General features: G+C 71.9%; 23 protein-coding genes and 4 tRNA genes. 14 read left to right on the top strand and 13 right to left on the bottom strand.

What is annotated here, in order from left to right:
- Window positions 1-192: 192 nt before the first annotated feature.
- From BKA00_RS13305 to BKA00_RS13295, 3 genes are all read right to left on the bottom strand, one after another.
- A tRNA-Val gene (locus BKA00_RS13305) sits at window positions 193-264 on the bottom strand.
- A 31-nt stretch (window positions 265-295) separates the two neighbouring features.
- Window positions 296-366: transfer RNA gene (locus BKA00_RS13300), tRNA-Cys, on the bottom strand.
- Window positions 367-406: 40 nt separating this feature from the next.
- A tRNA-Gly gene (locus BKA00_RS13295) sits at window positions 407-478 on the bottom strand.
- Window positions 479-605: 127 nt separating this feature from the next.
- Here BKA00_RS13295 and BKA00_RS13290 point away from each other — a divergent pair.
- From BKA00_RS13290 to BKA00_RS40420, 9 genes are all read left to right on the top strand, one after another.
- Window positions 606-1,310 (top strand): ArsR/SmtB family transcription factor, encoded by a 705-nt coding sequence (locus BKA00_RS13290; protein ID WP_185025190.1) that lies wholly within the window; start codon window positions 606-608, stop codon window positions 1,308-1,310.
- Complete coding sequence (locus tag BKA00_RS13285; protein WP_230299019.1) at window positions 1,307-2,323, top strand: chorismate-binding protein; 1,017 nt, start codon at window positions 1,307-1,309, stop codon at window positions 2,321-2,323. The genes BKA00_RS13290 and BKA00_RS13285 overlap by 4 nt, the downstream gene beginning before the upstream one ends.
- Window positions 2,274-3,110, top strand: a complete 837-nt coding sequence (locus BKA00_RS13280; protein WP_230299018.1) for an aminotransferase class IV — start codon at window positions 2,274-2,276, stop codon at window positions 3,108-3,110. Before BKA00_RS13285 ends, BKA00_RS13280 begins: the two co-directional genes overlap by 50 nt.
- Before the next feature lie 80 nt (window positions 3,111-3,190).
- Window positions 3,191-4,615 (top strand): extracellular solute-binding protein, encoded by a 1,425-nt coding sequence (locus BKA00_RS13275; protein ID WP_185025189.1) that lies wholly within the window; start codon window positions 3,191-3,193, stop codon window positions 4,613-4,615.
- The gene (locus BKA00_RS13270; RefSeq protein WP_185025188.1) at window positions 4,587-5,573 is read left to right on the top strand and encodes a carbohydrate ABC transporter permease; all 987 of its coding nucleotides are present in this window, start codon (window positions 4,587-4,589) and stop codon (window positions 5,571-5,573) included. Before BKA00_RS13275 ends, BKA00_RS13270 begins: the two co-directional genes overlap by 29 nt.
- A complete protein-coding gene (locus BKA00_RS13265) occupies window positions 5,570-6,397 on the top strand; it encodes a carbohydrate ABC transporter permease (RefSeq protein ID WP_185025187.1) in 828 nt (275 codons plus the stop codon). The genes BKA00_RS13270 and BKA00_RS13265 overlap by 4 nt, the downstream gene beginning before the upstream one ends.
- Window positions 6,397-7,524 carry an ABC transporter ATP-binding protein gene (locus tag BKA00_RS13260; protein ID WP_185025186.1) on the top strand — a complete coding sequence of 376 codons (1,128 nt, stop codon included), beginning with the start codon at window positions 6,397-6,399 and terminating at the stop codon, window positions 7,522-7,524. The genes BKA00_RS13265 and BKA00_RS13260 overlap by 1 nt, the downstream gene beginning before the upstream one ends.
- Window positions 7,521-8,717, top strand: a complete 1,197-nt coding sequence (locus BKA00_RS13255) for a CehA/McbA family metallohydrolase (RefSeq protein WP_185025185.1) — start codon at window positions 7,521-7,523, stop codon at window positions 8,715-8,717. Before BKA00_RS13260 ends, BKA00_RS13255 begins: the two co-directional genes overlap by 4 nt.
- A complete protein-coding gene (locus tag BKA00_RS40420) occupies window positions 8,708-11,428 on the top strand; it encodes a glycoside hydrolase family 38 N-terminal domain-containing protein (RefSeq protein ID WP_185025184.1) in 2,721 nt (906 codons plus the stop codon). Before BKA00_RS13255 ends, BKA00_RS40420 begins: the two co-directional genes overlap by 10 nt.
- Here BKA00_RS40420 and ppgK read toward each other — a convergent pair.
- The 3 genes from ppgK to BKA00_RS13235 are packed head-to-tail and all read right to left on the bottom strand — an operon-like array spanning window position 11,425 to window position 13,320.
- On the bottom strand, window positions 11,425-12,228 hold the full coding sequence (ppgK, locus tag BKA00_RS13245) for a polyphosphate--glucose phosphotransferase (RefSeq protein WP_185025183.1): 804 nt from the start codon (window positions 12,226-12,228) through the stop codon (window positions 11,425-11,427). The two genes, BKA00_RS40420 and ppgK, sit on opposite strands and share 4 nt — an antisense overlap.
- Before the next feature lie 28 nt (window positions 12,229-12,256).
- On the bottom strand, window positions 12,257-12,577 hold the full coding sequence (locus tag BKA00_RS13240) for a DMT family transporter (protein ID WP_185025182.1): 321 nt from the start codon (window positions 12,575-12,577) through the stop codon (window positions 12,257-12,259).
- A complete protein-coding gene (locus tag BKA00_RS13235) occupies window positions 12,577-13,320 on the bottom strand; it encodes an SDR family oxidoreductase (RefSeq protein WP_185025181.1) in 744 nt (247 codons plus the stop codon). The genes BKA00_RS13240 and BKA00_RS13235 overlap by 1 nt, the downstream gene beginning before the upstream one ends.
- Window positions 13,321-13,429: 109 nt before the next feature.
- Between BKA00_RS13235 and BKA00_RS13230 the strand changes: the two genes are divergently transcribed.
- Window positions 13,430-14,107, top strand: coding sequence for a TetR/AcrR family transcriptional regulator (locus BKA00_RS13230; protein WP_185025180.1), 678 nt, complete (start codon window positions 13,430-13,432; stop codon window positions 14,105-14,107).
- Here the strand turns inward: BKA00_RS13230 and BKA00_RS13225 are convergent.
- Window positions 14,039-14,626, bottom strand: coding sequence for a TetR family transcriptional regulator (locus tag BKA00_RS13225; protein ID WP_221493141.1), 588 nt, complete (start codon window positions 14,624-14,626; stop codon window positions 14,039-14,041). The two genes, BKA00_RS13230 and BKA00_RS13225, sit on opposite strands and share 69 nt — an antisense overlap.
- A gap of 95 nt (window positions 14,627-14,721) precedes the next feature.
- Here BKA00_RS13225 and BKA00_RS13220 point away from each other — a divergent pair, with 95 nt between their 5' ends.
- Together BKA00_RS13220 and sthA are read left to right on the top strand one after the other, a co-directional pair.
- A complete protein-coding gene (locus tag BKA00_RS13220) occupies window positions 14,722-15,594 on the top strand; it encodes an SDR family NAD(P)-dependent oxidoreductase (protein ID WP_185025179.1) in 873 nt (290 codons plus the stop codon).
- 89 nt (window positions 15,595-15,683) lie between these two features.
- Window positions 15,684-17,087, top strand: coding sequence for a Si-specific NAD(P)(+) transhydrogenase (sthA, locus tag BKA00_RS13215; RefSeq protein WP_185025178.1), 1,404 nt, complete (start codon window positions 15,684-15,686; stop codon window positions 17,085-17,087).
- On the opposite strand, the gene BKA00_RS13210 is transcribed toward sthA, so the two are convergent.
- The gene (locus BKA00_RS13210) at window positions 17,084-17,497 is read right to left on the bottom strand and encodes an SsgA family sporulation/cell division regulator (RefSeq protein ID WP_185025177.1); all 414 of its coding nucleotides are present in this window, start codon (window positions 17,495-17,497) and stop codon (window positions 17,084-17,086) included. The genes sthA and BKA00_RS13210 overlap by 4 nt on opposite strands.
- Before the next feature lie 287 nt (window positions 17,498-17,784).
- Here BKA00_RS13210 and BKA00_RS13205 point away from each other — a divergent pair, with 287 nt between their 5' ends.
- Window positions 17,785-18,210, top strand: coding sequence for a TIGR02611 family protein (locus BKA00_RS13205; RefSeq protein ID WP_185025176.1), 426 nt, complete (start codon window positions 17,785-17,787; stop codon window positions 18,208-18,210).
- An 85-nt stretch (window positions 18,211-18,295) separates the two neighbouring features.
- Window positions 18,296-18,367 (top strand) — tRNA-Val (locus BKA00_RS13200).
- A 417-nt stretch (window positions 18,368-18,784) separates the two neighbouring features.
- On the opposite strand, the gene BKA00_RS13195 is transcribed toward BKA00_RS13200, so the two are convergent.
- The 5 genes from BKA00_RS13195 to BKA00_RS13175 all read right to left on the bottom strand — a co-directional run bounded on the left by BKA00_RS13195 (window position 18,785) and on the right by BKA00_RS13175 (window position 22,689).
- On the bottom strand, window positions 18,785-19,672 hold the full coding sequence (locus tag BKA00_RS13195) for a fumarylacetoacetate hydrolase family protein (RefSeq protein ID WP_221493139.1): 888 nt from the start codon (window positions 19,670-19,672) through the stop codon (window positions 18,785-18,787).
- Window positions 19,669-20,085, bottom strand: a complete 417-nt coding sequence (locus BKA00_RS13190) for a RidA family protein (RefSeq protein ID WP_185025175.1) — start codon at window positions 20,083-20,085, stop codon at window positions 19,669-19,671. Before BKA00_RS13190 ends, BKA00_RS13195 begins: the two co-directional genes overlap by 4 nt.
- A 61-nt stretch (window positions 20,086-20,146) precedes the next feature.
- Entirely contained in the window at window positions 20,147-20,680 is a 534-nt protein-coding gene (locus BKA00_RS13185; RefSeq protein WP_185025174.1) for a cupin domain-containing protein, read from the bottom strand.
- Window positions 20,673-21,065, bottom strand: coding sequence for a cupin domain-containing protein (locus BKA00_RS13180; RefSeq protein WP_185025173.1), 393 nt, complete (start codon window positions 21,063-21,065; stop codon window positions 20,673-20,675). Before BKA00_RS13180 ends, BKA00_RS13185 begins: the two co-directional genes overlap by 8 nt.
- On the bottom strand, window positions 21,052-22,689 hold the full coding sequence (locus tag BKA00_RS13175) for an FAD-dependent monooxygenase (protein WP_185025172.1): 1,638 nt from the start codon (window positions 22,687-22,689) through the stop codon (window positions 21,052-21,054). The genes BKA00_RS13180 and BKA00_RS13175 overlap by 14 nt, the downstream gene beginning before the upstream one ends.
- Window position 22,690 lies beyond the last annotated feature (1 nt).

Raw genomic sequence — 22,690 nt, 5'->3', positions numbered from 1 at the left:
AGGGGGCGTGGGGGACGGGGCCCCACAGCGGGGGTCTGGGGGTCGCTCCCCAGGTAAGCATTGCGGGCCATCGGGGAAGGCGCTAAGCGCCGACCATGATGGCCCGATTCGGGGGTCTGGGGGTCGCTCCCCAGGTAAGCATTGCGGGCCATCGGGGAAGGCGCTAAGCGCCGACCATGATGGCCCGACTCGTGGGCGATACTGGGATTGAACCAGTGGCCTCTACCGTGTCAAGGTAGCGCTCTCCCACTGAGCTAATCGCCCGGGTCCGTGTCCTCCGGAGAGGTACGGGTTGAGGTGGAGACGGGATTTGAACCCGTGTACACGGCTTTGCAGGCCGTTGCCTCGCCTCTCGGCCACTCCACCAGAAGGAGACCTTCTGGTCATAGCCTGAAAGGCCCCTCAGAGCGGAAGACGGGATTTGAACCCGCGACCCTCACCTTGGCAAGGTGATGCTCTACCCCTGAGCCACTTCCGCTTGCGCCCTGCGGCGACGTGGAAAACATTAGCGCGTCCGGGGCGGTGACGCGAACCGGATTGCGGGGCGGGGCGGGGGGCGGATGCTTCGGCGCTGGTCGAAGGGTGGGTCGCCTAGGCTCGGTCACATGGGTTCGGAACAGGTCGTGGGTGTGGACATCGCGCCGGTCGCGGCTCTGCTGGCGGACCGGGCGCGGGCCGCGATGCTGACGGCGCTGCTGGACGGGCGTCCGCTCGCGGCGGGGGAGCTGGCGAGGACGGCGGGGGTGAGCGCGCAGACGGCGAGCGCGCATCTGTCGCGGCTGCTGGACGGCGGGTTCGTGACGGTCGTGAAGCAGGGGCGGCACCGGTACTACCGGTTGCGGGGCGGCGAGGTGGCCCAGGTGATCGAGGCGCTGTCGCGGATCGGCCCGCCGGTGCGGGTGAACAGCCTGCGGCAGTCCCGGGACGCGCGGCGCCTGCACGAGGCGCGGACGTGCTACGACCATCTCGCCGGCGTCGCCGGGGTGACGTTGTTCGCGGCGCTGGTGGACGGCGGCCTGATCGAGCCGGCCGACGGCGACGCCTACGAGGTGACGGAGAAGGGCGAGGAGCGCCTTGAGGCGCTGGGCCTGGATCTGGAGGCGTTGCGGAGGGGGCGGCGGAGGTTCGCCTGGCACTGCCTCGACTGGACGGAGCGGCGGCCGCACCTGAACGGGGCGCTGGGGGAGGCGCTGACCAGCCGGATGATCGAGCTGGGCTGGTTCGAGCGGGGCAGCACGCGGCGGGTGCTGGTCGTGACCGAGACCGGGTTGGCGGGTCTGGCCGATTCGTTCGGGTGCGTGCTGGGGTGAGTTTCGCCTATGCCGGGGGGCTGCTGGCCACCGGGCTCGTGGATGTGACCTCCGACCTGGGGGCGCTGGATTCGCGCGGTTGGTGGGCGGTCGTGGTGACCTATGAGGGCAAGGTCACGTGTGCCCGGTTCGAGAGGGTCAGGCCGGCGCCGCATCCGGGGGGCGCGTGGACCGGCCCGGGGGAGTGGACGAGTTCGCTGGACGAGGCCGCCTACGTCGCGGGCGTCGAGCGCATCCGCGGCGCGATCGCGGACGGTGTCGTCTACCAGGCCAATCTCTGCCGCGTGCTCTCGGCGGAGCTGCCCGGAGGTGCCGGCATCGCCGGGCTGGGGGCGAGGCTCGCCGAGCGCCATCCCGCGCCCTACTCGATGACGCTGGTGCTGCCGGGCCTGGAGGTCGCCTCCGCCTCGCCGGAGCTGTACCTGCGGCGGGACGGCCGGGTGGTCGAGTCGCGTCCGATCAAGGGGACCGGGCGGACGGCGGACGACCTGCTGCCGAAGGACCGCGCCGAGAACGTGATGATCGTCGACCTTGTCCGCAACGATCTCGGGCGGGTCGCGGAGACCGGCTCGGTGAGCGTGCCGGAGCTGTGCGCGCTGGAGGAGCATCCGGGGCTCGTCCACCTGGTGTCGGCGGTCCGGGCGCGGCTGGCGGGGGGCGGCTGGCCGGAGCTGATCGCCGCGACGTTTCCTCCCGGTTCGGTGACGGGCGCGCCGAAGTCGAGCGCGCTGAGGCTGCTGGAAGAGCTCGAACCCGTCCCCCGGGGGCCGTACTGTGGGGCCGTCGGCTGGGTGGACGCGGACTCCCGGCGCGGCGCCCTCGCCGTCGGCATCCGGACCTTCTGGGCGCAGGACGGCCTGCTGCGTTTCGGCACCGGCGCCGGCATCACCTGGGGGTCCGACCCATTTCGCGAGTGGCGCGAGACCGAGCTGAAGGCGGCTCGGCTATTGGAGGTGGCTTCCGGTGACGGAGCAGGCCAGGATCTGGCTGAACGGGGAACTGCTCGACCCTGAGCGGGCGACGGTGTCGGTCTTCGACCACGGCATGCTCGTCGGGGACGGGATCTTCGAGACCGTGAAGGCGACGAACGGGGAGCCGTTCGCGCTGACCCGGCATCTGCGGCGGCTGGCCCGTTCGGCGGCGGGTCTCGGGCTGCCCGAACCCGACCACGACGCCCTGGCGCAGGGCACGCTCGAGGTGCTCGCGGCGGCGCCGAAGTGGCCGCTGGCCCGGATCCGCATCACCTACACCAGCGGCCCGGGCCCGCTCGGCTCCGCGCGCGGCGACGAGGGCCCCACCGTGTCGATCATCGCCGGGCCGCAGGACCCGTTCCCGGCGACGGCGGACGTGACGGTCGTGCCGTGGCCGCGCAACGAGCGGGGCGCCCTGGCCGGCCTCAAGACCACCTCCTACGCGGAGAACGCCCTCGCGCTGGCCTACGCCAAGGAGCGCGGCGGCGGCGAGGCGATCTTCGGCAACACCGCGGGGGACCTGTGCGAGGGGACGGGCAGCAACATCTTCGTCGTCCTCGGCGGGCGGCTCGTCACGCCGCCCCTGGCGTCCGGCTGCCTGGCCGGGGTGACGCGGGCCCTCGCGCTGGAGTGGTGCGGCGGCGAGGAGGAGGACGTCGCGCTGGAGGACCTGTACCGCGCGGACGAGGCGTTCCTGACCTCCACGACCCGCGACGTCCAGCCGATCCGGGCCGTGGACGGGACGGTCCTCCCGGCGGCCCCGGGCCCGATCACGGCGAAGGCCATGGAGGCGTTCGCGGCCCGGTCCGCCGAGCTGATGGACCCCTGAACCAGAAAAACGATCTCCGAGTCTTTACGTGATCGAATTCTTCGTTCACGTTATGTGGTGACGCTTGTAGGAGGTCACCCATGGTCTTCTCCAGTAGGGACTTCTCCAGGAGGCGGATCGGCGCGGCGGCCGCGCTCGCTCTGGCGGGCGCGGCGCTCGCCGGGTGCGGCGGCGGATCCACGGCCGACCCCGACCGGGGCAAGGACGCCAAGAACCTCTCCCTGACGATCACCCGCAACGCCATCGAGGGCGGCAAGAACAGCGAAGAGGCCGTGTGGATCACCAGGACGGTGATCCCTGAGTTCGTCGCGGCGCAGAAGGCCAAGGGCGTCACGGTGAAGGTGACGTTCCGCGGCCAGGGCGTGGACGACGAGGTGTACAAGACGAAGCTGGCGCTCGACCTGAAGTCGCGCTCCGGTGCCGACATCATGGACATCGACGGCATCTGGGTCGGCGAGTTCGCCCAGGCCGGCTACATCCTGCCGCTGTCGAAAGCGGTCGGCGCCCCCGCAGGCGCCTGGGACGGCTGGTCGCGGATCCCCGGATCGGTGCAGCGGCTGGCGACGTTCGAGAACGAGCGCTACGGGGTCCCTCCCGGGACCGACGGCCGCCTCGTCTTCTTCAACAAGAAGCTGTTCGCGCGAGCAGGCCTGCCCGCCGACTGGCAGCCGAAGAGCTGGCAGGAGATCGTCGCGGCGGGGCGCGCCCTGAAGAAGGTCCCCGGCGTGACCCCGATCCAGCTCAACGCGGGCACCGCGATGGGCGAGGCCACCAGCATGCAGGGGGCGCTGCCGCTGCTGGCCGGGGCGGGCGCCGAGATCTGGGCGGACGGCAGGTGGACGGGCGGCGGCCAGGCGCTCAAGCAGGTCCTCGGCCTGTACGCGCAGGTCTACGGCCGCGAGGGCCTCGGCGACCCCAAGCTCCAGCAGGAGGCCAAGGGGCGTGACAAGTCGTTCGAGGAGTTCGCCGCCGGCAAGATCGGGATCCTGTTCGAGGGCGACTACTTCTGGCGGGACGTCCTCAACCCGAAGACCGGCGTGGCGAAGATGGCGACCCGCGACCAGGACGTCGGCTACGCGCTGATCCCCGCCGTCTCCCAGGGCCGGGGGGTGCGCGGGCAGTCGTTCGTGAGCATGTCGGGGGGCTCGGTGACCGTCCTCAACCCCAACACCGATTACCCGCAGCAGGCCTTCGAGTTGCTGGCCTTCATGAACTCCCCGGAGATGGTCAAGGCGCGGACGGCCGGCACCCCCGAGATCACGTCCCGGACGGACGTCAACAAGGAGATCCTCGCGGGCGACCCTTTCCTGACGTTCGTGTCGGAGAAGGTGCTGCCCGTCACGTCCTATCGCCCGGGGCTCTCGGCCTACCCGCAGGTGTCGACCGCCTTGCAGGAGGCCACGGCGAGCGTGGTGTCGGGCAAGAGCCCCGACCAGGCCGCCGCCGAGTACGCCAAGAAGCTGGAGGGGATCGTCGGTGGCGCCTCCCACGTCACCCCGCGCTGACCTCGCGCCCGCGGCCGCGCCGTTCTTCGAGGGCGACGCGGCCGGGCTGGGGCGGGGGCGCGCCGCCGCCTTCGTCGCGCCCGCGCTGGTCCTGGTCGCCGTGTTCCTGGTGTTCCCCGCCCTCTGGACGCTCTACCTGGGCACGACCGACTACCGGCTCACGGGCGTCGCCGCCAGCGAGCCGCGGTTCGTCGGGACGGACAACTACCGGACGGTCCTCGGCGACGGGGACTTCCACCGGTCGCTGTGGCTGACGCTCCAGTTCGTCCTGGGGTCGGCGGTGATCGGGCAGACCGTGCTCGGCTTCTCGATCGCGTGGGTGATGCGCGACCGGCCGGGCCCGGTCAGGCGCCTGGTCGAGGGGCTGGTGCTGCTGGCCTGGATCCTGCCGTCCTCGGTCATCGCGTTCCTGTGGATCGCGCTGCTCGACCGCGACGGCGGGACCCTCAACGCCGTGCTCGGCACCCCGGGCACGGCGTGGCTGCTCGACCACCCGATGGCGTGCGTCGTCGTGTTCAACGTCTGGCGCGGGACGGCGTTCTCGATGATGCTCTACGGAGCGGCGCTCGGGAACGTTCCACCGTCCCATCTGGAGACGGCGCGGCTCGCGGGCGCCTCGACGTGGCAGACGCTCCGCGACGCGGTGTTCCCGCGCATCCGCGGCCATCTGCTGACGAGCCTGCTGCTGGTCAGCCTGTGGACGTTCAACGACTTCACCCCGTTCCTGATCACCGCGGGCGGCCCGGACGGGCGCTCGGAGATCATGTCGGTGTACGTGTACCGGACGGCGCTCGGGGACGGCCGGCTCGGGTTCGGCGCCGCCATCTCGCTGATCATGATTCTGATCAACCTGGTGATCGCGCTGCTCTACCTGCGGGCGCTGCGCGACCGCGGGCGCGCCCGCACGGCGGAGCCCGGTGGGGCGGAGGCCGGCGCGGCGCGGGGGGCGGCCGCGTGAACGGCACCGTACGGGAGCTGCTGCGCCGCATCGGGCTGGCGGTGTTCGTCTCGGCCGTCCTCGGGTTCTTCGCGCTGCCGCTGCTCTGGCTGGCCTTCGCGCCGTTCGACGCGAACCCCGGCATCTCGGCGTCGCTGCCCGAGTTCACCCTCCACAACTTCCGGGTCCTGCTGGACAACCCCTACGCGCTCGCGTCGCTGCGCAACTCGGTGCTGCTGGCCGCCGGGACGGCCGCGCTCGTCGTCACGACCGCGTCGCTGGCCGCGTACGCGCTGAGCCGGGTCCGGGTGCCGGGCCGGGACCTGCTGCTCTACGTCCTGCTCCTGCTGTCGTCGATCATCACCGGGACGGCCGCGATGGTGCCGGTGTTCCTGCTGGCCTTCAACCTGCACCTGATCGACTCGCGGCTCGGCGTGATCCTGGTGCTGACCGGCGGGCTGCTGCCGGCGGCGATCTTCCTGCTCAAGGACTTCACCGACGCCACGCCCACGTCCTACGAGGAGGCCGCGCGGGTGTTCGGCGCCTCGCCGCTGCAGGTGCTGCGGCACGTCGTCCTCCCGGTCATCCGCCCTGGGCTCGCCACCGTGGCGGTCTGGACGGTCGCGCAGGTGTGGGGCGACTTCCTCATGCCGTTCCTGCTCCTGCGGAACCCGGACAAGGCCCCCGCCTCGGTGATCATGTACACGTTCTACACCGAGGGCGGCCAGCCGGACCTGCCCCTGATCTCCACGTTCTCGCTGCTGTACTCCCTGCCGGTCGTGCTCATGTACCTGTTCGTCAGCCGCCGGTACGGGTTCCGCTTCCACGGAGGGATCAAGCGCTGATGGGGTCCATCACGATCCGGCGGCTGACGAAGGTGTACCCGGGCGGCGTGCGGGCCCTGGACGCGCTCGACCTCGACGTCGCGACGGGTGAGTTCTTCGCGCTGCTCGGCCCGTCCGGTTGCGGGAAGACGACGCTGCTGCGCACGGTCGCCGGCCTGGAGGCGGCCACGGGCGGGACGGTCCGCCTCGGCGACGAGGACGTGACGCGGCTCCAGCCGGGGCGCCGCGACGTCGGCATGGTGTTCCAGGACTACGCGCTGTTCCCGCACATGAACGTCATGGACAACATCGCCTACCCGCTGCGCGTCAGGAGGCTGGGCCGCGCCGTCCGGTACGCGCGGGCGGCGGAGGCCGCCCGCGAGCTCGGTCTCCAGGGGCTGGAGCGGCGGCGTCCGGGGGAGCTGTCGGGCGGCCAGCAGCAGCGGGTCGCGCTGGCCCGCGCGGTGGTGGCCGATCCGCGGGTCCTGCTGCTGGACGAGCCGCTGTCCAACCTCGACGCGCGGCTCCGCCTGGAGGCCCGCACGTTCCTGAAGAGGTTCCAGCAGCGGCTCGCGTTCACGTCGGTGTTCGTCACGCACGACCAGGCGGAGGCACTGGCGCTCGCCGACCGGATCGCGGTGATGGAGTCGGGGCAGATCCGGCAGATCGGCACACCCGCGGAGGTGTTCCGGCGGCCGGCGAACCTGTTCGTGGCCTCGTTCATCGGTTCGACGCCGATGAACCTGCTGCCCGGCACGGTCCGCGGCGGGGCCGTCGCGGTCGCCGGGACCGAACTGCCCGTCCCGGAGGAGGCGCGCGGCCTCCTACCGGACGGGCAGGAGGTCGTGTGCGGGGTACGTCCCGAGTACATGGAGTTCAGCACCGAACCGGTGGACGGGGCGTTCGGCGGGAGGGTGTCCGTCGTGGAGAACCTCGGCGCGTCCTCGCTCGTGACCCTGGACGTCGGCGGCGAGACGGTGCGGGTCGTGGTCGGGGAGGGGGCTGAGGTCCAGCTCTCAGCGGAGGGATGGGCGTCGCCGCGTCCGGGACGCGTCCTGCTCTACCGGGACGGCGGGCTGGTGACGGGCGCCGCCGACGGGGCCGGGCGGGCCGCGGCGCCCCTGACCAGGGACGGGAGGAGCGGATGACCGTGCACGGCGGACGGTGGAGCCTCGAAGACCGTCTGGAGCAGGGGCTGCGCGAACTCCCCTTCGAGGTGCCGCCGGGGACGGCGTCCGTCACGGTCGAACTGTCCTTCGACGGCGGTGTGATCGACCTGGGCTGCCATGGACCCGACGGGTTCCGCGGCTGGTCCGGTGGGGCGCGCCGCCGTTTCACGATAGGCGCCGACTGGGCGACGCCCGGCTATCTCCCGGGCGAGCTGGAACCCGGCCCGTGGCACGTCTGGCTCGGGCTGCATCGGATACCACCGGACGGCGTCCCGTACGAGGTCACCGTCACCACGTCTGGGCGGAGCCCGAAGCGGCCGGACGAGCCGCCGCCTCCGCGCCCGGAACGGCCGTCCCGCCCGGAACTGCCCGCCCCCGAAGGGATGCGCTGGCTCGCCGGTGACCTGCACTCGCACACCGTCCACAGCGACGGCACGCTCACCGTCCACGAACTGGCGTGCCTCGCGGCCTCCCGCGGCCTGGACTACCTCGCGGTCACCGACCACAACACCGTCAGCCACCATTCCGAGCTGCCCGCCGCCGCGGCGCACGCCGGGATCCTGCTGCTGCCCGGCCAGGAGGTCACGACCGACCTCGGCCACGCGAACGTCTTCGGCGACACCGGCTGGATCGACTTCCGCGGGCCGAGCGCCGACTGGGCCGCCTCCGCCGCCGCGCGCGGCGGGCTCATGTCGATCAACCACCCGCTCAGCGGCGACTGCGCCTGGCGCCGCCCGCTGCCCGCCGAGCACCGGCCGCGCTTCGCCGAGATCTGGCATTCGTCCTGGTGGGACCGCCGATGGGGTGCCCCGCTGGCCTGGGCGCAGGTGTGGCGGCCGCGGGGCGTCGTCCCGCTCGGCGGCAGCGACTTCCACGACCCGGCGCAGACGAAGAACCTCGGCGAGCCCGTGACCTGGGTCCTCGCCGAGGGGCAGGACGTGCTGGGCGGGCTCGCGGCGGGCCGGACGGCGGTGTCCGCCGGCCTGGACGCGCCGGTGCTGCTGCGCGCCGCCGGCGAGCTCCACGCCCTCGGCGCGGACGGGACCGTGCTGGTCGGGCCGGACGGGCGGCGGACCGCCGTCCGGGGCGACCGCGTCCGGATGCCGGCCGGCGCGCCGGGCATGCACCGACTGGAGACCCACGAGAACGAGGTGATCGCACTGTGCGGGTAGAAGGCCGGACCGAGGGCTCAGAGATCGTCGTCGTGCCGCACACCCACTGGGACCGCGAGTGGTACCTGCCGTTCCAGCGCTTCCGGCTCCGCCTCGTGTCGCTGCTGGACGGCGTCATCGACGGGATGGAGGCCGACCCGCGCTGGCACTTCACCCTGGACGGGCAGATGGCCGCCGTCGACGACTACCTGGAGATCCGTCCCGAGCGGCGCGAACGGCTGGCCGCGCTCGTCCGGGAGGGCCGGCTGGCCGTCGGGCCCTGGCAGATCCTGCACGACGAGTTCCTGTGCTCGGGGGAGAACATCGTCCGGAACCTGGAACTCGGTCTGCGGCGCGCGGAAGAGCTGGGCGCGGCGATGATGGTCGGCTACCTGCCCGACCAGTTCGGGCACTGCGCGCAGACACCGCAGATCCTCAGGCTCGCGGGGATCGAGCACGCCTGCGTGTGGCGCGGCGTCCCGGACCGGGTCCGCACCCGCGCGTTCGCCTGGGAGGCGCCGGACGGGACCGCGATCCGCACCCAGTACCTCCCCGAGGGCGGCTACGGCAACGCCGCGTCGATGTTCGAGGAGTTCGAGGACGGCGCGTCCCTGCTGCCCGGCCGCGTCGCCGGGTTCGCGGAGGCGATGGGCCGCTGGTACCCGGGCGGCGGCCCGCTGCTGGCCATGTACGGCGCCGACCACACCGCGCCCGCCGCCGACCTCGCCGACCGCGTCGCCTCCGCCGGGCTCCCGATGCGGCTGGACACGCTCGCCGGGTACTTCGCGGACGAGAGGACGTCCGTGGACGGCCTGCCGCACGTCCGGGGCGAGCTGCGGTCGCACGCCCGCGCCAACATCCTGCCGGGCGTGCTGTCGGCCCGCGTCCGGCTCAAGCAGCTGATGGGACGCGCCGAGCGGCTCGTGGAACGCTACGCCGAACCCCTCACCGCCCTCTGGTACACCGGCGACGCGCAGCGGTTCCTCGACCTCGCCTGGCGGCGCCTCATCGAGGTGAGCTGCCACGACTCGGTCACCGGATGCGGCAGCGACGAGACCGCCGAGCAGGTCGCGGCGCGCATGGCGGAGGCCGAGCAGCTCGGCCGCGCGGTCTGCGACCTCGTCACCGCCGAGCGCGCCGCGACGGTGCCGCTCGGCTCGCACCTGGTGTTCAACCCGACCCCCGCCCCGCGGACCGGCCTCGTCACCCTCGACATCCCGTGCGAAGGGGAACCCGGGCTCGTGACGGGGGACGGGCGCCCGGTCCCCGTCCAGACGCTCGACGTCGCTCCCACCGTCCTGGACGACGCCGTCCACCCGGTCTCCGAACTGCCGATCCTTCTGGAGCGCGTGTACGGGCGGGTGCTGTTCGGGCAGGAGATCCGCGACTGGACGGTGTCCCGGGAGGACCGCACGCTCACCTTCCACGTCACGTCCCGTGCCGACGTCCCGTTCGACATCGGCGAAGTGCGGGACGCGCTGCGCGACGCGGACGGGGACTGGCGCGTCCGGATCCTGGCCGATCCGCGCCGCACGGTCGCCGCGCTGGTCGAAGTGCCCGCCCTGGGCATGGCCGCCGTCCGGCCCGCCGCGCCGGGCGGTACCGGGGAAGGGCCCGTGAAGGCCGAAGGGAACGTCCTGGACAACGGGCTGCTGCGCGCCGAGGTCCGGGAGGACGGCACGCTCCAGCTGCGCACCCCGTCCGGCCACGTCGTCGAAGGGGTCGGCCGCGTCGTGGACGGCGGCGACCTCGGCGACTCCTACAACTACGCGCCGCCCGTGGAGGACCGCATCGTCGGCGATCCCGTGGCGGTGGACGTCCGGCCCGTGTGGGACGGGCCGCTCGTCGCCGCGCTCGCCGTCGTCCGGACCTACCGGTGGCCCGCCTCCGGAGACGTCCCGCGCGACGCCCGGTCCGACGCCGAAGAGGACGTGACCGTCACCACCCGCGCGGAACTGCGCGCCGGGGAGCCCTTCCTCCGGCTGCGCGTCACGTTCGACAACCGGTGCGACGACCACCGCGTCCGGCTGCACATGTCACTGCCGCGCCACGCCGACTCGTCCTTCGCCGAGGGCCAGTTCGCGATCGTCGAGCGCGGGCCCACGGCGGAGGGCGGCTTCGGCGAGCGGCCGGTGCCGACGTTCCCCGCGTCCGGGTTCGTCGCCGCGGGCGGCCTCGCCGTCCTGCTGGAGCACGTCACCGAGTACGAGGTGCTCGGCGGACGGGAGCTGGCGCTCACCCTGCTGCGCTCGATCGGCCACCTGTCGCGGGACCGCAACGCCTACCGCGACCAGCCCGCCGGGCCGCAGCTCCCCACCCCGCGGGCCCAGTGCCGGGGCGAGCGCGCGGTCGGGCTCGCGATCATGCCGTACTCCGGCGAGGCCCCCGGAACCGATGTCCTGCGGGCCGCCGAGACCTACCGCCACGACCTGCTCACCGCCGCCGGCTACGGGCGGGCCGCCACACCCCTCCCTGCCTCCCGGGAGGGCCTCTCGATCACGGGCGACGGCGTGGCGATGACCTCGCTCCGCCTCCGCGACGGCTGGACCGAGGCCCGGATGGTCGCCCAGTGCGCGCGTCCCACCACGGCCGTCCTGCGCGGCGACCTCACCGAGGCGACCCGCGTCGACCTGCGCGGACGACCCGGCATCCCGCTCGACGTGCATGACGGCACGGCCACGCTCGCCCTGCGCCCCTGGGAGATCGCGACGATCCGCTTCCGGACGGCCTAACCCGCGGCATGGGCGGCCTCGGCCGCCGCGTCATGAGCGGTTTCGGCCGCCGCGTCATGAGCGGCCTCGGCCGCCATCGCCGCCCCCACGATGCCCGCGTTGTTCACCAGCCGCGCCGGGACGATCTCCGCCCGGACCCCCTTGATCAGCGGGATGAAGTGCTCGGACTTCTTGCTCACCCCGCCCCCCACGACGATCAGCGAGGGGGAGATCAGCGCCTCCAGGTGGGCCATGTACACGCTCAGCCGCTTCGCCCACTTCTTCCAGCTGAGGTCCTCCTCCTCCCGCGCCTTCGCCGCCGCGCGGACCTCGGCGTCCTCGCCGTCGATCCGCAGGTGGCCGAACTCGGTGTTCGGGACGAGGACGCCGTCGGTGAACAGCGCGCTGCCGATCCCCGTCCCCAGCGTGAGCACGACGACCGTCCCGCGCCTCCCGCGTCCCGCGCCGAGCCGCATCTCCGCGATCCCCGCCGCGTCCGCGTCGTTGAGCAGCGTGACCTCCCGCCCGGTCGCGTCCGCGATCAGCGCGCGCGCCTCCAGCCCGATCCACCGCTTCGACACGTTCGCCGCCGACATCGTCACGCCGTCGACCACCACGCCGGGGTAGGTGACCCCGACCGGCCCGTCCCACCCGAAATGCTCCACGACCTGCGCGAGCACCTTCGCGACCGCCTTGGGCTTCGACGGCTGCGGCGTGTCCACCCGGAACCGCTCCCGGGTGAACGTCCCGTCCGACAGGTCGACCGGCGCGCCCTTGATCCCCGACCCGCCGATGTCGATCCCCAGCATCTCCCTCGCCATGCCCCCACTCTGCCCGATCCCCACCCCGCTAAGAGCCCTCCAGCACCTGCAGGCCGATCACCCCGACCACGATCAGGCCGAGGAACGCCAGCCGGGCCGGTGACGCGCTCTCGCCGAACGCGACCATGCCGACGAGCGCGACACCGAGCGCCCCCAGCCCGACGAACACCGCGTACGCCGTCCCGACCGGCAGCGTCCGCAGCGACAGCGACAGTACGACGACGCTGAGCAGCGCCACCGACAGGCCGATGACGGTCGGCCAGAGCCGCGTCAGGCCGTCCGACTGCTTCAGCGCCGTCGCCCACACCAGCTCCGTCAACCCCGCGATCAGTAGGAAAACCCATGCCATCAGGCCGCAAACCCCCCGTCCACGGCGATCGCCGCACCGGTCACATAGTCCCCGCCCGGGCCCGCCAGATGCGCGACCATCGCGGCGATCTCGTCGACCCGCCCGTACCGGCCGAGCGCCGCGAACCCGCGCTCGAACTCGGCGTCGGGGGAGTCCGCGGGGTTCATCTCGGTGTCGGTCGAGCCCGGCTGCACCACGTTCGCGGTGATCCCGCGCGGCCCGAGATCGCGGGCCAGGCCCCGGGTGAGGCCGGTGAGCGCCGACTTGCTCATGGCGTACAGCGTCCAGCCGGGATAGGGGACGCGCTCGGCGAGGCTGCTGCCGATGTTGATGATCCGCCCGCCCGGCCCGAGATGGCGGGCCGCCGCCTGCGCCGCGACGAACGCCGCCCGGACGTGGATCGCCAGCGTCCGGTCGAGTTCGGTGGCCGACACGTCCTCCAGCGGCCCGTAGGGCGCGATCCCGGCGTTGTTGACCAGGATGTCGAGGCGGCCCAGCTCGGCCGCCGCGCGGTCGACGGCCGCGACGACGGCCGCGGGGTCGGCGGCGTCGGCGGCGATCGCCAGCCCGCGCCCGCCCGCCGCCTCGATCTCGCGGACGACGCCCGCGGCCCGTTCCGGGGCCCGCACGTAGGTCACCGCGACGTCGGCGCCGTGCCGCGCCAGCCGCCGCGCGATCGCCGCCCCGATGCCGCGCCCGCCGCCCGTCACCAGCGCCGCCCGTCCCGTCAGATCCGTCGTCATCTCAACTCCCACGTCGCTAACCGGAAAAATCTCCGCTTAGCGAGCTTAACCGGAGAACATTCCGGATACAAACCCGTTACGCTGATGTGCCGTGCCGAGAGGGGGCTGGATGCGGGAGCTGCCCGTGGTGGGGCGGCCGCCCGCCGAGCGCGCGGACGCGACGCACAACCGCCGCCGCATCCTGCGCGCGGCCGCCGAGCTGATCGCGACCCGCGGGCCCGAGGCCGTCTCCATGGACGAGGTCGCGCGTGCCGCCGGGGTCGGCGTCGGCACCGTGTACCGCCGGTTCGGGGACCGGGCCCGGCTCGTCTACGCCGTGATCGACGACCGCGAGCGCGACTTCCAGGCAGCCTTCATCCAGGGCCCCGCGCCGCTCGGCCCGGGCGCCGCGCCCGCCGAGCGCGTCCGCGCCTTCCTGCACGCCCTGGCCGACCGCACCGAGGCCCAGGCGGACCTGCTGCTGATGGCCGAGTCCGACCCGCCCGAGGCCCGCTTCCGCGAGGGCTCCTACCTGCTCTACCACCGGCATCTGGAGATCCTGCTCCAGGAGATCCGCCCGGACGCCGACGCCTCCTACCTGGCCGACGCCCTCCTCGCCCCCCTCGCCGCCAACCTGTTCCTCCACCAGCGCCGGACGCGCGGCATGCCCCTCGACCGCATCAAGGCCGGCCTGGACGCGCTCGCCGGAGACCTCACCGCGCCCAGGAAGCGACCGGTCTCAGAGACGCGGCGCCAGCAGGGTGAACGCGTGGTCGATCAGGGCGGCGCGGTCGGCCGTCCCGTCTGAGCGCAGCCACTCGCGGGCGGCCGCGTCCAGGGCGGCGCCGGCGGCGGCGGTGAGCAGCTCGGCGGTGAAGGCGTCGAGGGAGGCGCCGGGCCTTTCCCTCAGCGCGGCGGTGACCCGATCCCGCAGCTCGTCGCGCTTCTGGTGCAGGCGCGCCCGCAGCGCCGGGGTCGTCTCGATGAGACGCATGCCGGCCAGGTCGCGCTGGGCGGCGTGGACGCGCGGCTCCCAGTCGCGCAGTACGGCGTGCAGGCACGCCCAGGCATCGCCGTCGCAGGGCCGCGCCCGGATGTCGTCGGCGATGCGTTCGGCGAGGTCGTCGACGTCGCCGAACACCACGTCCTCCTTGGTCGGGAAGTAGCGGAAGAAGCTGCGCTTCGACAGACCCGCCGCGGCGGCGATGTCCTCGACGGTGGTCCGCTCGTATCCGCGTTCGACGAACAGTCCGAGCGCGAGCTCGGCGAGTTCGGCGCGCACCGCGCGCCGTGTCCGCTCCCGCAGCCCCATCTCCGCACGTGTCATGCACCGAGGATAGATTATGGCACTTGGAGTTGCATATGACACCGAGTGTCATATTCTGCGTTCGTCAGCGATGGCCTGCGGGTGAGGAGAAGACGATGCGCGGCAAGACCGTCCTGGTGACCGGAAGCACCGCGGGGATCGGCCGGGAGACCGCCCGGCGGCTGGCCCTGCTCGGCGCCGAGGTGATCCTCGTCGGGCGCCACCCCGAGCGCGCGAGGGCCGCCGCCGCCGAGATCTCACGGGAGGCCGGCGAAGTCACGGCGCTGACCGCGGACCTGTCGGACCTGGCCGGTCTCCGCCGTCTCGCCGACCAGGTCACCGAGCGGTACGACCGCCTGGACGTCCTGGTGAACAACGCCGGGGGCATGAACGCCGAGCGGCGGCTCACGCGGGACGGCGTCGAGGCCACGTTCGCCGTCAACGTCCTCGCGCCGTACGCCCTCACCTGCCTGCTCCTGCCGACGCTGCGCGCGGCGGGCGCGGCGCGCGTGGTCAACCTGACCGGCGGCATGCCCGGCGGGACGATCGACCCCGGCAACCTGCAAGGAGAGAAGAAGTACCTCGGTTGGAGGTTCGCGCACTACAACCACGCCAAGACGGCCCTGATGGCGATGAGTCACCGGTTCGCCTCCCAACTGGAAGAGGGAGGGGTGACCGTCAACGTGGCCTATCCGGGCCACGCCTACACCCCCGGGAACCAGGCCACCCCCATGCGCGCGTTCCCCTACCTCTACCGCCCCGCCGCCCCGCTGATCAGGCTGCTCGGGCCGCTGCTCCTGTCGAACATGACCAAGGCCTCGCGCTCCAGCGTCCACCTGGCGTCCAGCCCGGAGATGGAGGGCGTTACCGGGGCATATGTCGACGCCAAGGCGCGCCGCGCGGCGTGGCCGTCAGGCGCGCTCGACGAAGGGGGGCAGCAAGCGGTGTGGTCGGAGTGCGAACGCCTCAGCGGCCTGACCCCAGGATGAAGAAAGGCGGCCGCACGGGCCGGGGCCGGTCGCACGAATCGTCCGCCGAAGCCCTTATCGGACGGACCGCCAGGCGTCACACTGGCGGAGTGAACGACTTCGATCTCCTCGTCCTCGGCTCGGGGCCCGGCGGTCAGCGCGCCGCCATCGCGGCCGCCAAGCTCGGCCGCAGGGTCGGCATCGTCGACCGCCGTGACATGATGGGCGGCGTCTGCATCAACACCGGGACGATCCCGTCCAAGACGCTCCGCGAGGCCGTCCTCTACCTGACCGGGCTCAACCAGCGCGAGCTGTACGGGCAGAGCTACCGGGTCAAGGACGAGATCACCGTCGCCGACCTCGGGATGCGCACCCGGCACGTCATCGGCCGCGAGACCGACGTCGTCCGCAGCCAGCTCGCCCGCAACCGCGTCACCGTCCTGCCCGGCACCGGCCGCTTCCTGGAACCCGGCACGGTCGCCGTCAGCGGCACCGGCGAACGCGGGCAGACGGTCACCGCCGACCGCATCGTGATCGCGACGGGCACCCGCCCCGCCCGCCCCGAGACCGTCGACTTCGACGACCGGACGATCATCGACTCCGACGGCATCATCCACATGGACCGCATCCCCGAGACCATGGTCGTCGTCGGAGCCGGCGTGATCGGCATCGAGTACGCCTCCATGTTCGCCGCGCTCGGCACCAAGGTCACCGTCGTCGAGCGGCGCGAGCGCATGCTCGACTTCTGCGACCTGGAGATCGTCGAGGCGCTGAAGTACCACCTGCGCGACCTGGCGGTCACCTTCCGGTTCCGCGAGAGCGTCGCCTCCGTCGAGCGGATGGCGCACGGCGCGATCACCGTCCTGGAGAGCGGCAAGCGGATCCCCGCCGACACCGTCATGTACTCCGCCGGACGCCACGGCATGACCGGCGACCTGTGCCTGGAGGCCGCGGGCCTCACCGCCGACCGCCGGGGCCGGATCAAGGTCGACGAGCACTACCGCACCGAGGTCCCGCACATCTACGCGGTCGGGGACGTGATCGGGTTCCCGTCCCTCGCGGCCACCTCGATGGAGCAGGGCCGCCTCGCCGCCCACCACGCCTGCGACGAGCCCGTCTCGCAGATACACGAGACCCAGCCGATCGGCATCTACACGATCCCCGAGATCAGCTTCGTCGGCCGCACCGAGGACGCCCTGACCGAGGACAAGGTCCCCTTCGAGGTGGGCGTGTCCCGCTACCGCGAGCTCGCCCGCGGCCAGATCATCGGGGACTCCTACGGGATGCTGAAACTCCTCGTCTCACCGGAGGACCGGCGCCTCCTCGGCGTCCACGTCTTCGGCACCGGCGCCACCGAGCTCGTCCACATCGGCCAGACGGTCATGGGGTGCGGCGGCACCGTCGACTACCTGGTCAACGCCGTCTTCAACTACCCCACCTTGGCCGAGTCCTACAAGGTCGCCGCCCTGGACGCGATGAACAAGATGCGTCACATCGCGCGCCTGTCCGGCTAGGACGGCCAGAGCAGGTTCTCCAGCTCGGCGTCGATGTCGATGAACTCACTCTCCTGGCCGGCGGGCACCGCCTGGTACGTCCGGTGGAGGAAGTCGGCGAGAGGGGAGAGCGGCACCTCGAACAGCGCGTCCCCGAACGGGGAGGACAGCGCGATGTTGAGCGTGCCGTCGTCCTCGCCGGGCCAGACCTCGACGTCCCCGGCCCCGACCTTGCGCACGATGCCGACGGTGAGCAGCTCCCGAGCGAAGATCCACTCGACCGGCTCGTCGTCGCCCACGTAGAAGGCCATCCGGATCGCGTACGGGTCGTCGGCCGCGTACTCCAGCCCGGCCAGCAGAGGGACGGTCGTGCGGTCGGGGACGACGAGACGAAGGCCCAGCTCTGCTGAGACGGTGGTACTGCTGTTCATGGCCATTCCCTCTTACGTCGGTCCCGCTGGCTCACGGGGTGCCTCGGTGGCGGTACTCCTTCCCACCGACATCCCCGCGATCTATGACGCCTAACTGCCTGAACTCGGCCGAACATTCCGGCGCCCCCGGCGTTTGTGATCCATCCCACCATAGCAAAACCTGCGTCTGACCTGGGCAAAAGCGGATCATTCGCAACTTTCCTTCGTCCCGCCCCGCCTGCCCCGCGCCCCGATCCGCACGCCCCCACGGGCCCCCGCTGGCCCATCCGCTGCCTTAGAGTAAAACCGTGGCAATAAATCATGAAAAGGACGCCCCGTCGCCGGAACCGCGCCTCTCCCACCGCTTCCGCGCCCGGATCCGGCGCAACCCGCTCCTCAACACCGCCTGGCGCGCCGGCGTCTTCCTCACCGGCGCCGCCGTCCTCGCCACGGGTCTGATCATGATGGTGACCCCCGGCCCCGGCCTCCTCGGCATCGTCATCGGCCTCGCCATCCTCGCCACCGAGTTCGCCTGGGCCCAGCGCGCCCTCCACCGAGCCCGGACCGCCGCCGACCGAGCCAAGGAAAAGGCCCTGGACCCCCGCGCCCGCCGCCGCAACACCATCCTCGGCGTCCTGACCGCCGCCGCCCTGGCCGCCGCCCTGACCGCCTACCTGGCCGTCTACGGCACGACCCTCCCCTGGAACATAGAAGACCCCACCTTCTGGACCTGAACCCCAGCCCCACCCCCGGAAACCGGCGCGCGACCACCCCCGGAGATGCGCTAGAGTTTCCGACGTCGGAACACGCGTTCCGCAGGGGCGATTAGCTCAGTGGGAGAGCGCTTCGTTCACACCGAAGAGGCCACTGGTTCGAACCCAGTATCGCCCACCCCAAGTTTCCGCAGGTCAGAGCGTTGTCCACGGCGCGATCTCGTGTGTCCCGATGACCGCTTCGTAGTCTCGGGAGCCAGCCGGGGAGCCAATTCATACGCTTCGCAGATTCCCGAAGCGCTCACACAGACAGTCCATCATTGCGACCGCGTTGTCCTGGTCGGCCGAGTTCGGCGGCGGAAGTCGCACTGGCCGCCTTGGGACCGCGCGAAGAGCCGGACGGCTGACTTCGACGCCGCCTGCGTGTCGGCCGGCTATCGGGTCGGCGTCAGTCCCGCAGGCGGGCGCATCTAAGTCGTATGGAAGACGCCGGAGGCGGACGGGAACCGGACGAGGCGAAGCGGACGCGCTCAAGGCGGGTCCGCCTCGTCGAGGCCGAACTCGGTTTCCCGGCGGTTCGAACCGGCATGGAACTTCAGGTCAGGACGGTGCGCGCGACCCGGTTCCGCAGTTCGCCGAGGCGGTCGACCCTGGTGACGACGACGTCGCCGTCGGCGAGGAAGATCTGCGGGTCGCGGGCGTTGCCGATCCCGCTCGGCGTGCCGGTGAGTACGACGTCGCCGGCCCGGAGCGTCATGCCCAGGGAGAGTTCGGCGATGAGCCGTTCGAAGCGGAAGGCGACCTGCCCTGTCGAGGCGTCCTGCAACAGCTTCCCGTTGACCTCGCACTGGACGCGCAGCGCGTAGGGGTCGGCGATCTCGTCAGCGGTGGTGATCCATGGTCCGAGCGGCATGGTCGCGTCGACGCTCTTCCCCTTCAGCCACTGCCCGCCGTGGGCCCGTTGCAGGTCGCGCTGCGACACGTCGTTGGCCACGCAGTAGCCGAAGACGTGGTCGAGCGCGGTCTCCTCGGGGATCGACCGGCCGTCCTTCCCGATCACGATCGCGACTTCGGCCTCGTAGTCCCATTTCATGGACAGGTCCGGGTCGAAGGCGATGTCGTCGTACGGTCCGATCACGGTGCCTGGGCCCTTGCCGAAGAAGGTCGGCCGGGTCGGCCGCGACTTCGGGTCCTGCCCTTCGCGTTTCCCGAGCGACTCGTCGAAATGGTCCCAGTAGTTCCAGCCCGTAGCGAGGATGTCGCGGTTGAAGTGCCGCAGCGGGGCGGTGAGCGTCACCTCGGCCAGGGGGCACGCCGGGGCGCCCATCGCCGCCGCGGCGAGCGCATCCAGAGCGGGCGGGCCGCCGCGGACGGCATCGTCGAGGGTGCCCAGCCCCGGGGGGAGCAGCGCGATCGTCTCACCGTCCGCCGCTACCAGCCCGATGTGGGCCGCGCCGGCGTGGTGCACCGCGGCGAGCCTCACGTGCCCTCTCCCTGGCCGTCTTGGAGGACCGCGATAGCGTTGATCTCGATCAGGTAGTCCTTGTTCACGAACTTCGAGACCTCGACCAGCGTCGACGCGGGAGGCACGCCGGTGAAGTACTGCCTGCGTACGGCGTGGATCGCTTCGAAGTCCTCCATGTTGCGCACGTAGACGTCGACGCGCACGATGTCGTCGAGCGTGCCCCCGGCCGCTTCCATGGCGGCCATGATGTTCCGGCACACCTGGTGAGTCTGCGCGGTGATGTCTCCGATCCCCTCGACCGTGCCGGATCTGGTGCGAGCGGTCATCCCGGAGACGAACACCAGTCGCCCTTGGGAACTCGCTGACACGGCTTGGGCGAAATGGCCGTTCGGGACGGCCAGGTCGACGGATCTCACTTCCTGCTTGGGCATGGACGCCCGCCTTTCGGGTGGGTTGCGAACGTGGTCGCTGGAGGCGGCCGGGTCTCCGTGGCTACCGTGCGTCGGCGGGGTCGGTGTACCACTCGGGTTGAGTCGGATAGTGCGGCCCGTCGTAGGTCTCAAGGAGGATCGAGTCCTCTTCGGCGAGGGTCGGACCGTGCATGCTGCCCTTCGGGTTCCAGTAGAACGAGCCCCGGGTCAGCGTCAGCCCGGTGGGCGAATACGTGTACCGCCCGCTCAGGCAGAACATGAACTGGTTGGACGCGTGGGAGTGGCGGGACGGGATCCCGGCACCCTTCAGGAACCGGACGAGAGCGATGGACGCGCCTGTCGCGTCGTCGCGCCACAGCAGCCGCTGGGAGAGCCCGGCCAACGTCTTGTCCACCCACTCCAGGTCGTCCGTCCGAAGCAGGACCTCACGGAATCGGCCGAGGAGCTTCCCTTGGCCGTTCGTGACGAGCTGTTCGCGGGACCGGTCCGGTGCCGCACCGGAGTACGCAGCGGGATCGGAAACGTTGTCCGCCCATTCGTGCTCGGACACACCCGCGGGGCATGGCGGGCGCGGCGTGACCAGCGGCTCAGCCATGCCCGGGTCCCCCTCCGGCCTCGCGCGAACCGTCTGCCGCGTCCTCGCCGGACGTCTTCAGCTCGACGAGCCTGCTGTGGTATCGGGTGTTCCCGCGGTTCGTCAGCATGTGGACCTCGCCGGGCTCTCGGTACACGACGCCGCCGAACGGCTCGTGCACCAGACGCGGCTCGCCGCCGTCGAGGGGATCGATCCGGTTGTCCGCGGCGGCCAGCGCGATGACCAGGTAAGGGTTGCCGTGCCGGTGCCACGTCTGCTGCTCGCCCGGTTCGAGGACGATGTCCCAGACCCGAACGCTGGCGTTCTCGAAGACGACCCTCTGACCGACCTTGCCGAGGGTGACCTCGGAGCCGTCCGGAGCGATGGCGATCTCATCCGCTGACATGGGCTTCCTCTCTTTCGGATTGCTCGGACGCGACGGGGACGGGGCGGCCGACGGCGCGGGCGTACAGCTCGGCCGCGACGTCGCGCCCGGAGTGGGGGGCGAACGACGCGATCGCCGCCACGTGCGCGTCCGGCCGGACGAGCACGACGGTGTCGGGAGGTACACCGAACCGCTGTTCGACCCGGCCGCCGGGATCGAAGAGCGCACGCCGCCGCAGGCCGGAGTCGTGCGGCGCGTCCCACCGGCTGACGGCGAAGCGGCGCAGCCCCGGAGACTCCGGTCCGAGAATGCGCGGCCCGCGGCGCGTGTCGGTGAAGTACAGCGCGACGAAGCCGTCCGCGACCAGGTCGTGCAGGAAGAGCATTCCGTCGTGGCCGAAGAGCGGGAGGTCGGGCGCGCGGTCCCCCGCCCGGACCGCGCCGGGCGCCGACCCCGACTTCACCATCGACCAGTCGCCGGTGCCGTCGACGTCCAGGCGGACGCCGAGGAGAGAGCGGGTGAACGCATTGCCCCAGTCGCCGTCGCCCATCGCCTCGACGCCGTCGGAACGCCGTGCCATGTAGGTGCGTGCGGCCTCGGCCATCTGCCCGGCCCCCTGGACGGCGACCGGTGCCTGCTCGCTCTCGTATCCGTCCAGCAACTCCTCGCCAGCCCAGCCGCGCAGCACCCACGCCAGCCGCCAGGGCAGGTTGGAGGCGTCGAGCACGCCCGTGTTGAGCCCGAGCGCCCACATGGGCGTGATCAGGTGGGCGGCGTCGCCCACGAGGAACATCCGCCCGACCCGCCACCGCTCGGCCACCCGCTGGTGCACCGTGTAGACGTTGGTGCCGATGACCTCCAGCCCCGAGATGTCGCCGATGAACCTGCGGCATTTGTCCGCCAGCTCCCGCCGCGTGGGTTCGGGCCGGCCCGGCGCGAGGGGGTACAGGAACCGCCAGCAGTGCGGCTGGCGCACGAGGATCATCCACTCCTCCGGATCCCCGAAGTAGGCGAGGTAGGGATAGTCGCGGGGATTCGCCACGTCGAGGTCCACCTTGAGATCGACGAGCATGTAGCGCTCGTCCAGCGTCTTCCCGCTGACGGCGATGCCGAGCAGATCCCGCACCGGCGACCGCCCGCCGTCGCAGGCGAGCACGTATCGGGCCCGGACGGCGCGCGGACCGCCCGGGGTGTCGAGCCGCAGCTCCACATGGTCGTTCTTCTGGGTGAACCCGGTCAGCCGGTGGTTCATCCGTAGTGCGCCCGGGCACCGTGCGTCGAGCGCCGTCCTCAGCACCGGCTCCAGCTCGTGCTGAGGAATGTTGACCACGAAGGGGAACCGGGTGTCGTCGACGAGCGTGCCGGTCCGCACGCTGCGCGCCGACGTGTTGGTCGCGCGGTCGATGTCGCCGATCTCCTCCAGCCGCAACGACGCCCGGAGCACCCCGGGAAGCGCCCCGTACCGGTGCAGCACCTCCAGTGTCCGTGTGAGCACCGTTCCCGCCTTGGTGTCCAGTGAGAGGTCGGCATCTTCCTCGAAGACCGCTACGGGCACCCCGTAGTGGGCCAGCCCCAGGGCCGTCGTGAGGCCGACCGGCCCAGCCCCGATCACGGCGACGGGAAGGTCCTCCGGCGGAACGGTCATG

The organism is Actinomadura coerulea, from assembly GCF_014208105.1.
In the GTDB taxonomy this organism is placed as follows: domain Bacteria; phylum Actinomycetota; class Actinomycetes; order Streptosporangiales; family Streptosporangiaceae; genus Spirillospora; species Spirillospora coerulea.
The sequence above is the reverse complement of the archived record's forward strand: the minus strand, read 5'-3'. Positions and strand labels throughout refer to the sequence as shown.

Excerpts from the sequence above, each read along its gene's own strand:
- BKA00_RS13230 (WP_185025180.1), top strand. The coding sequence starts at position 13,430 with ATGCGGGAGCTGCCCGTGGTGGGGCGGCCGCCCGCCGAGCGCGCGGAC.
- BKA00_RS13235 (WP_185025181.1), bottom strand. The coding sequence starts at position 13,320 with ATGACGACGGATCTGACGGGACGGGCGGCGCTGGTGACGGGCGGCGGG.
- BKA00_RS13185 (WP_185025174.1), bottom strand. The coding sequence starts at position 20,680 with ATGGCTGAGCCGCTGGTCACGCCGCGCCCGCCATGCCCCGCGGGTGTG.
- BKA00_RS13260 (WP_185025186.1), top strand. The coding sequence starts at position 6,397 with ATGGGGTCCATCACGATCCGGCGGCTGACGAAGGTGTACCCGGGCGGC.
- BKA00_RS13220 (WP_185025179.1), top strand. The coding sequence starts at position 14,722 with ATGCGCGGCAAGACCGTCCTGGTGACCGGAAGCACCGCGGGGATCGGC.
- BKA00_RS13175 (WP_185025172.1), bottom strand. The coding sequence starts at position 22,689 with ATGACCGTTCCGCCGGAGGACCTTCCCGTCGCCGTGATCGGGGCTGGG.
- BKA00_RS13275 (WP_185025189.1), top strand. The coding sequence starts at position 3,191 with ATGGTCTTCTCCAGTAGGGACTTCTCCAGGAGGCGGATCGGCGCGGCG.
- BKA00_RS13255 (WP_185025185.1), top strand. The coding sequence starts at position 7,521 with ATGACCGTGCACGGCGGACGGTGGAGCCTCGAAGACCGTCTGGAGCAG.
- BKA00_RS13225 (WP_221493141.1), bottom strand. The coding sequence starts at position 14,626 with ATGACACGTGCGGAGATGGGGCTGCGGGAGCGGACACGGCGCGCGGTG.
- BKA00_RS13180 (WP_185025173.1), bottom strand. The coding sequence starts at position 21,065 with ATGTCAGCGGATGAGATCGCCATCGCTCCGGACGGCTCCGAGGTCACC.
- BKA00_RS13240 (WP_185025182.1), bottom strand. The coding sequence starts at position 12,577 with ATGGCATGGGTTTTCCTACTGATCGCGGGGTTGACGGAGCTGGTGTGG.
- BKA00_RS13290 (WP_185025190.1), top strand. The coding sequence starts at position 606 with ATGGGTTCGGAACAGGTCGTGGGTGTGGACATCGCGCCGGTCGCGGCT.
- BKA00_RS13210 (WP_185025177.1), bottom strand. The coding sequence starts at position 17,497 with ATGAACAGCAGTACCACCGTCTCAGCAGAGCTGGGCCTTCGTCTCGTC.
- BKA00_RS13190 (WP_185025175.1), bottom strand. The coding sequence starts at position 20,085 with ATGCCCAAGCAGGAAGTGAGATCCGTCGACCTGGCCGTCCCGAACGGC.
- ppgK (WP_185025183.1), bottom strand. The coding sequence starts at position 12,228 with ATGGCGAGGGAGATGCTGGGGATCGACATCGGCGGGTCGGGGATCAAG.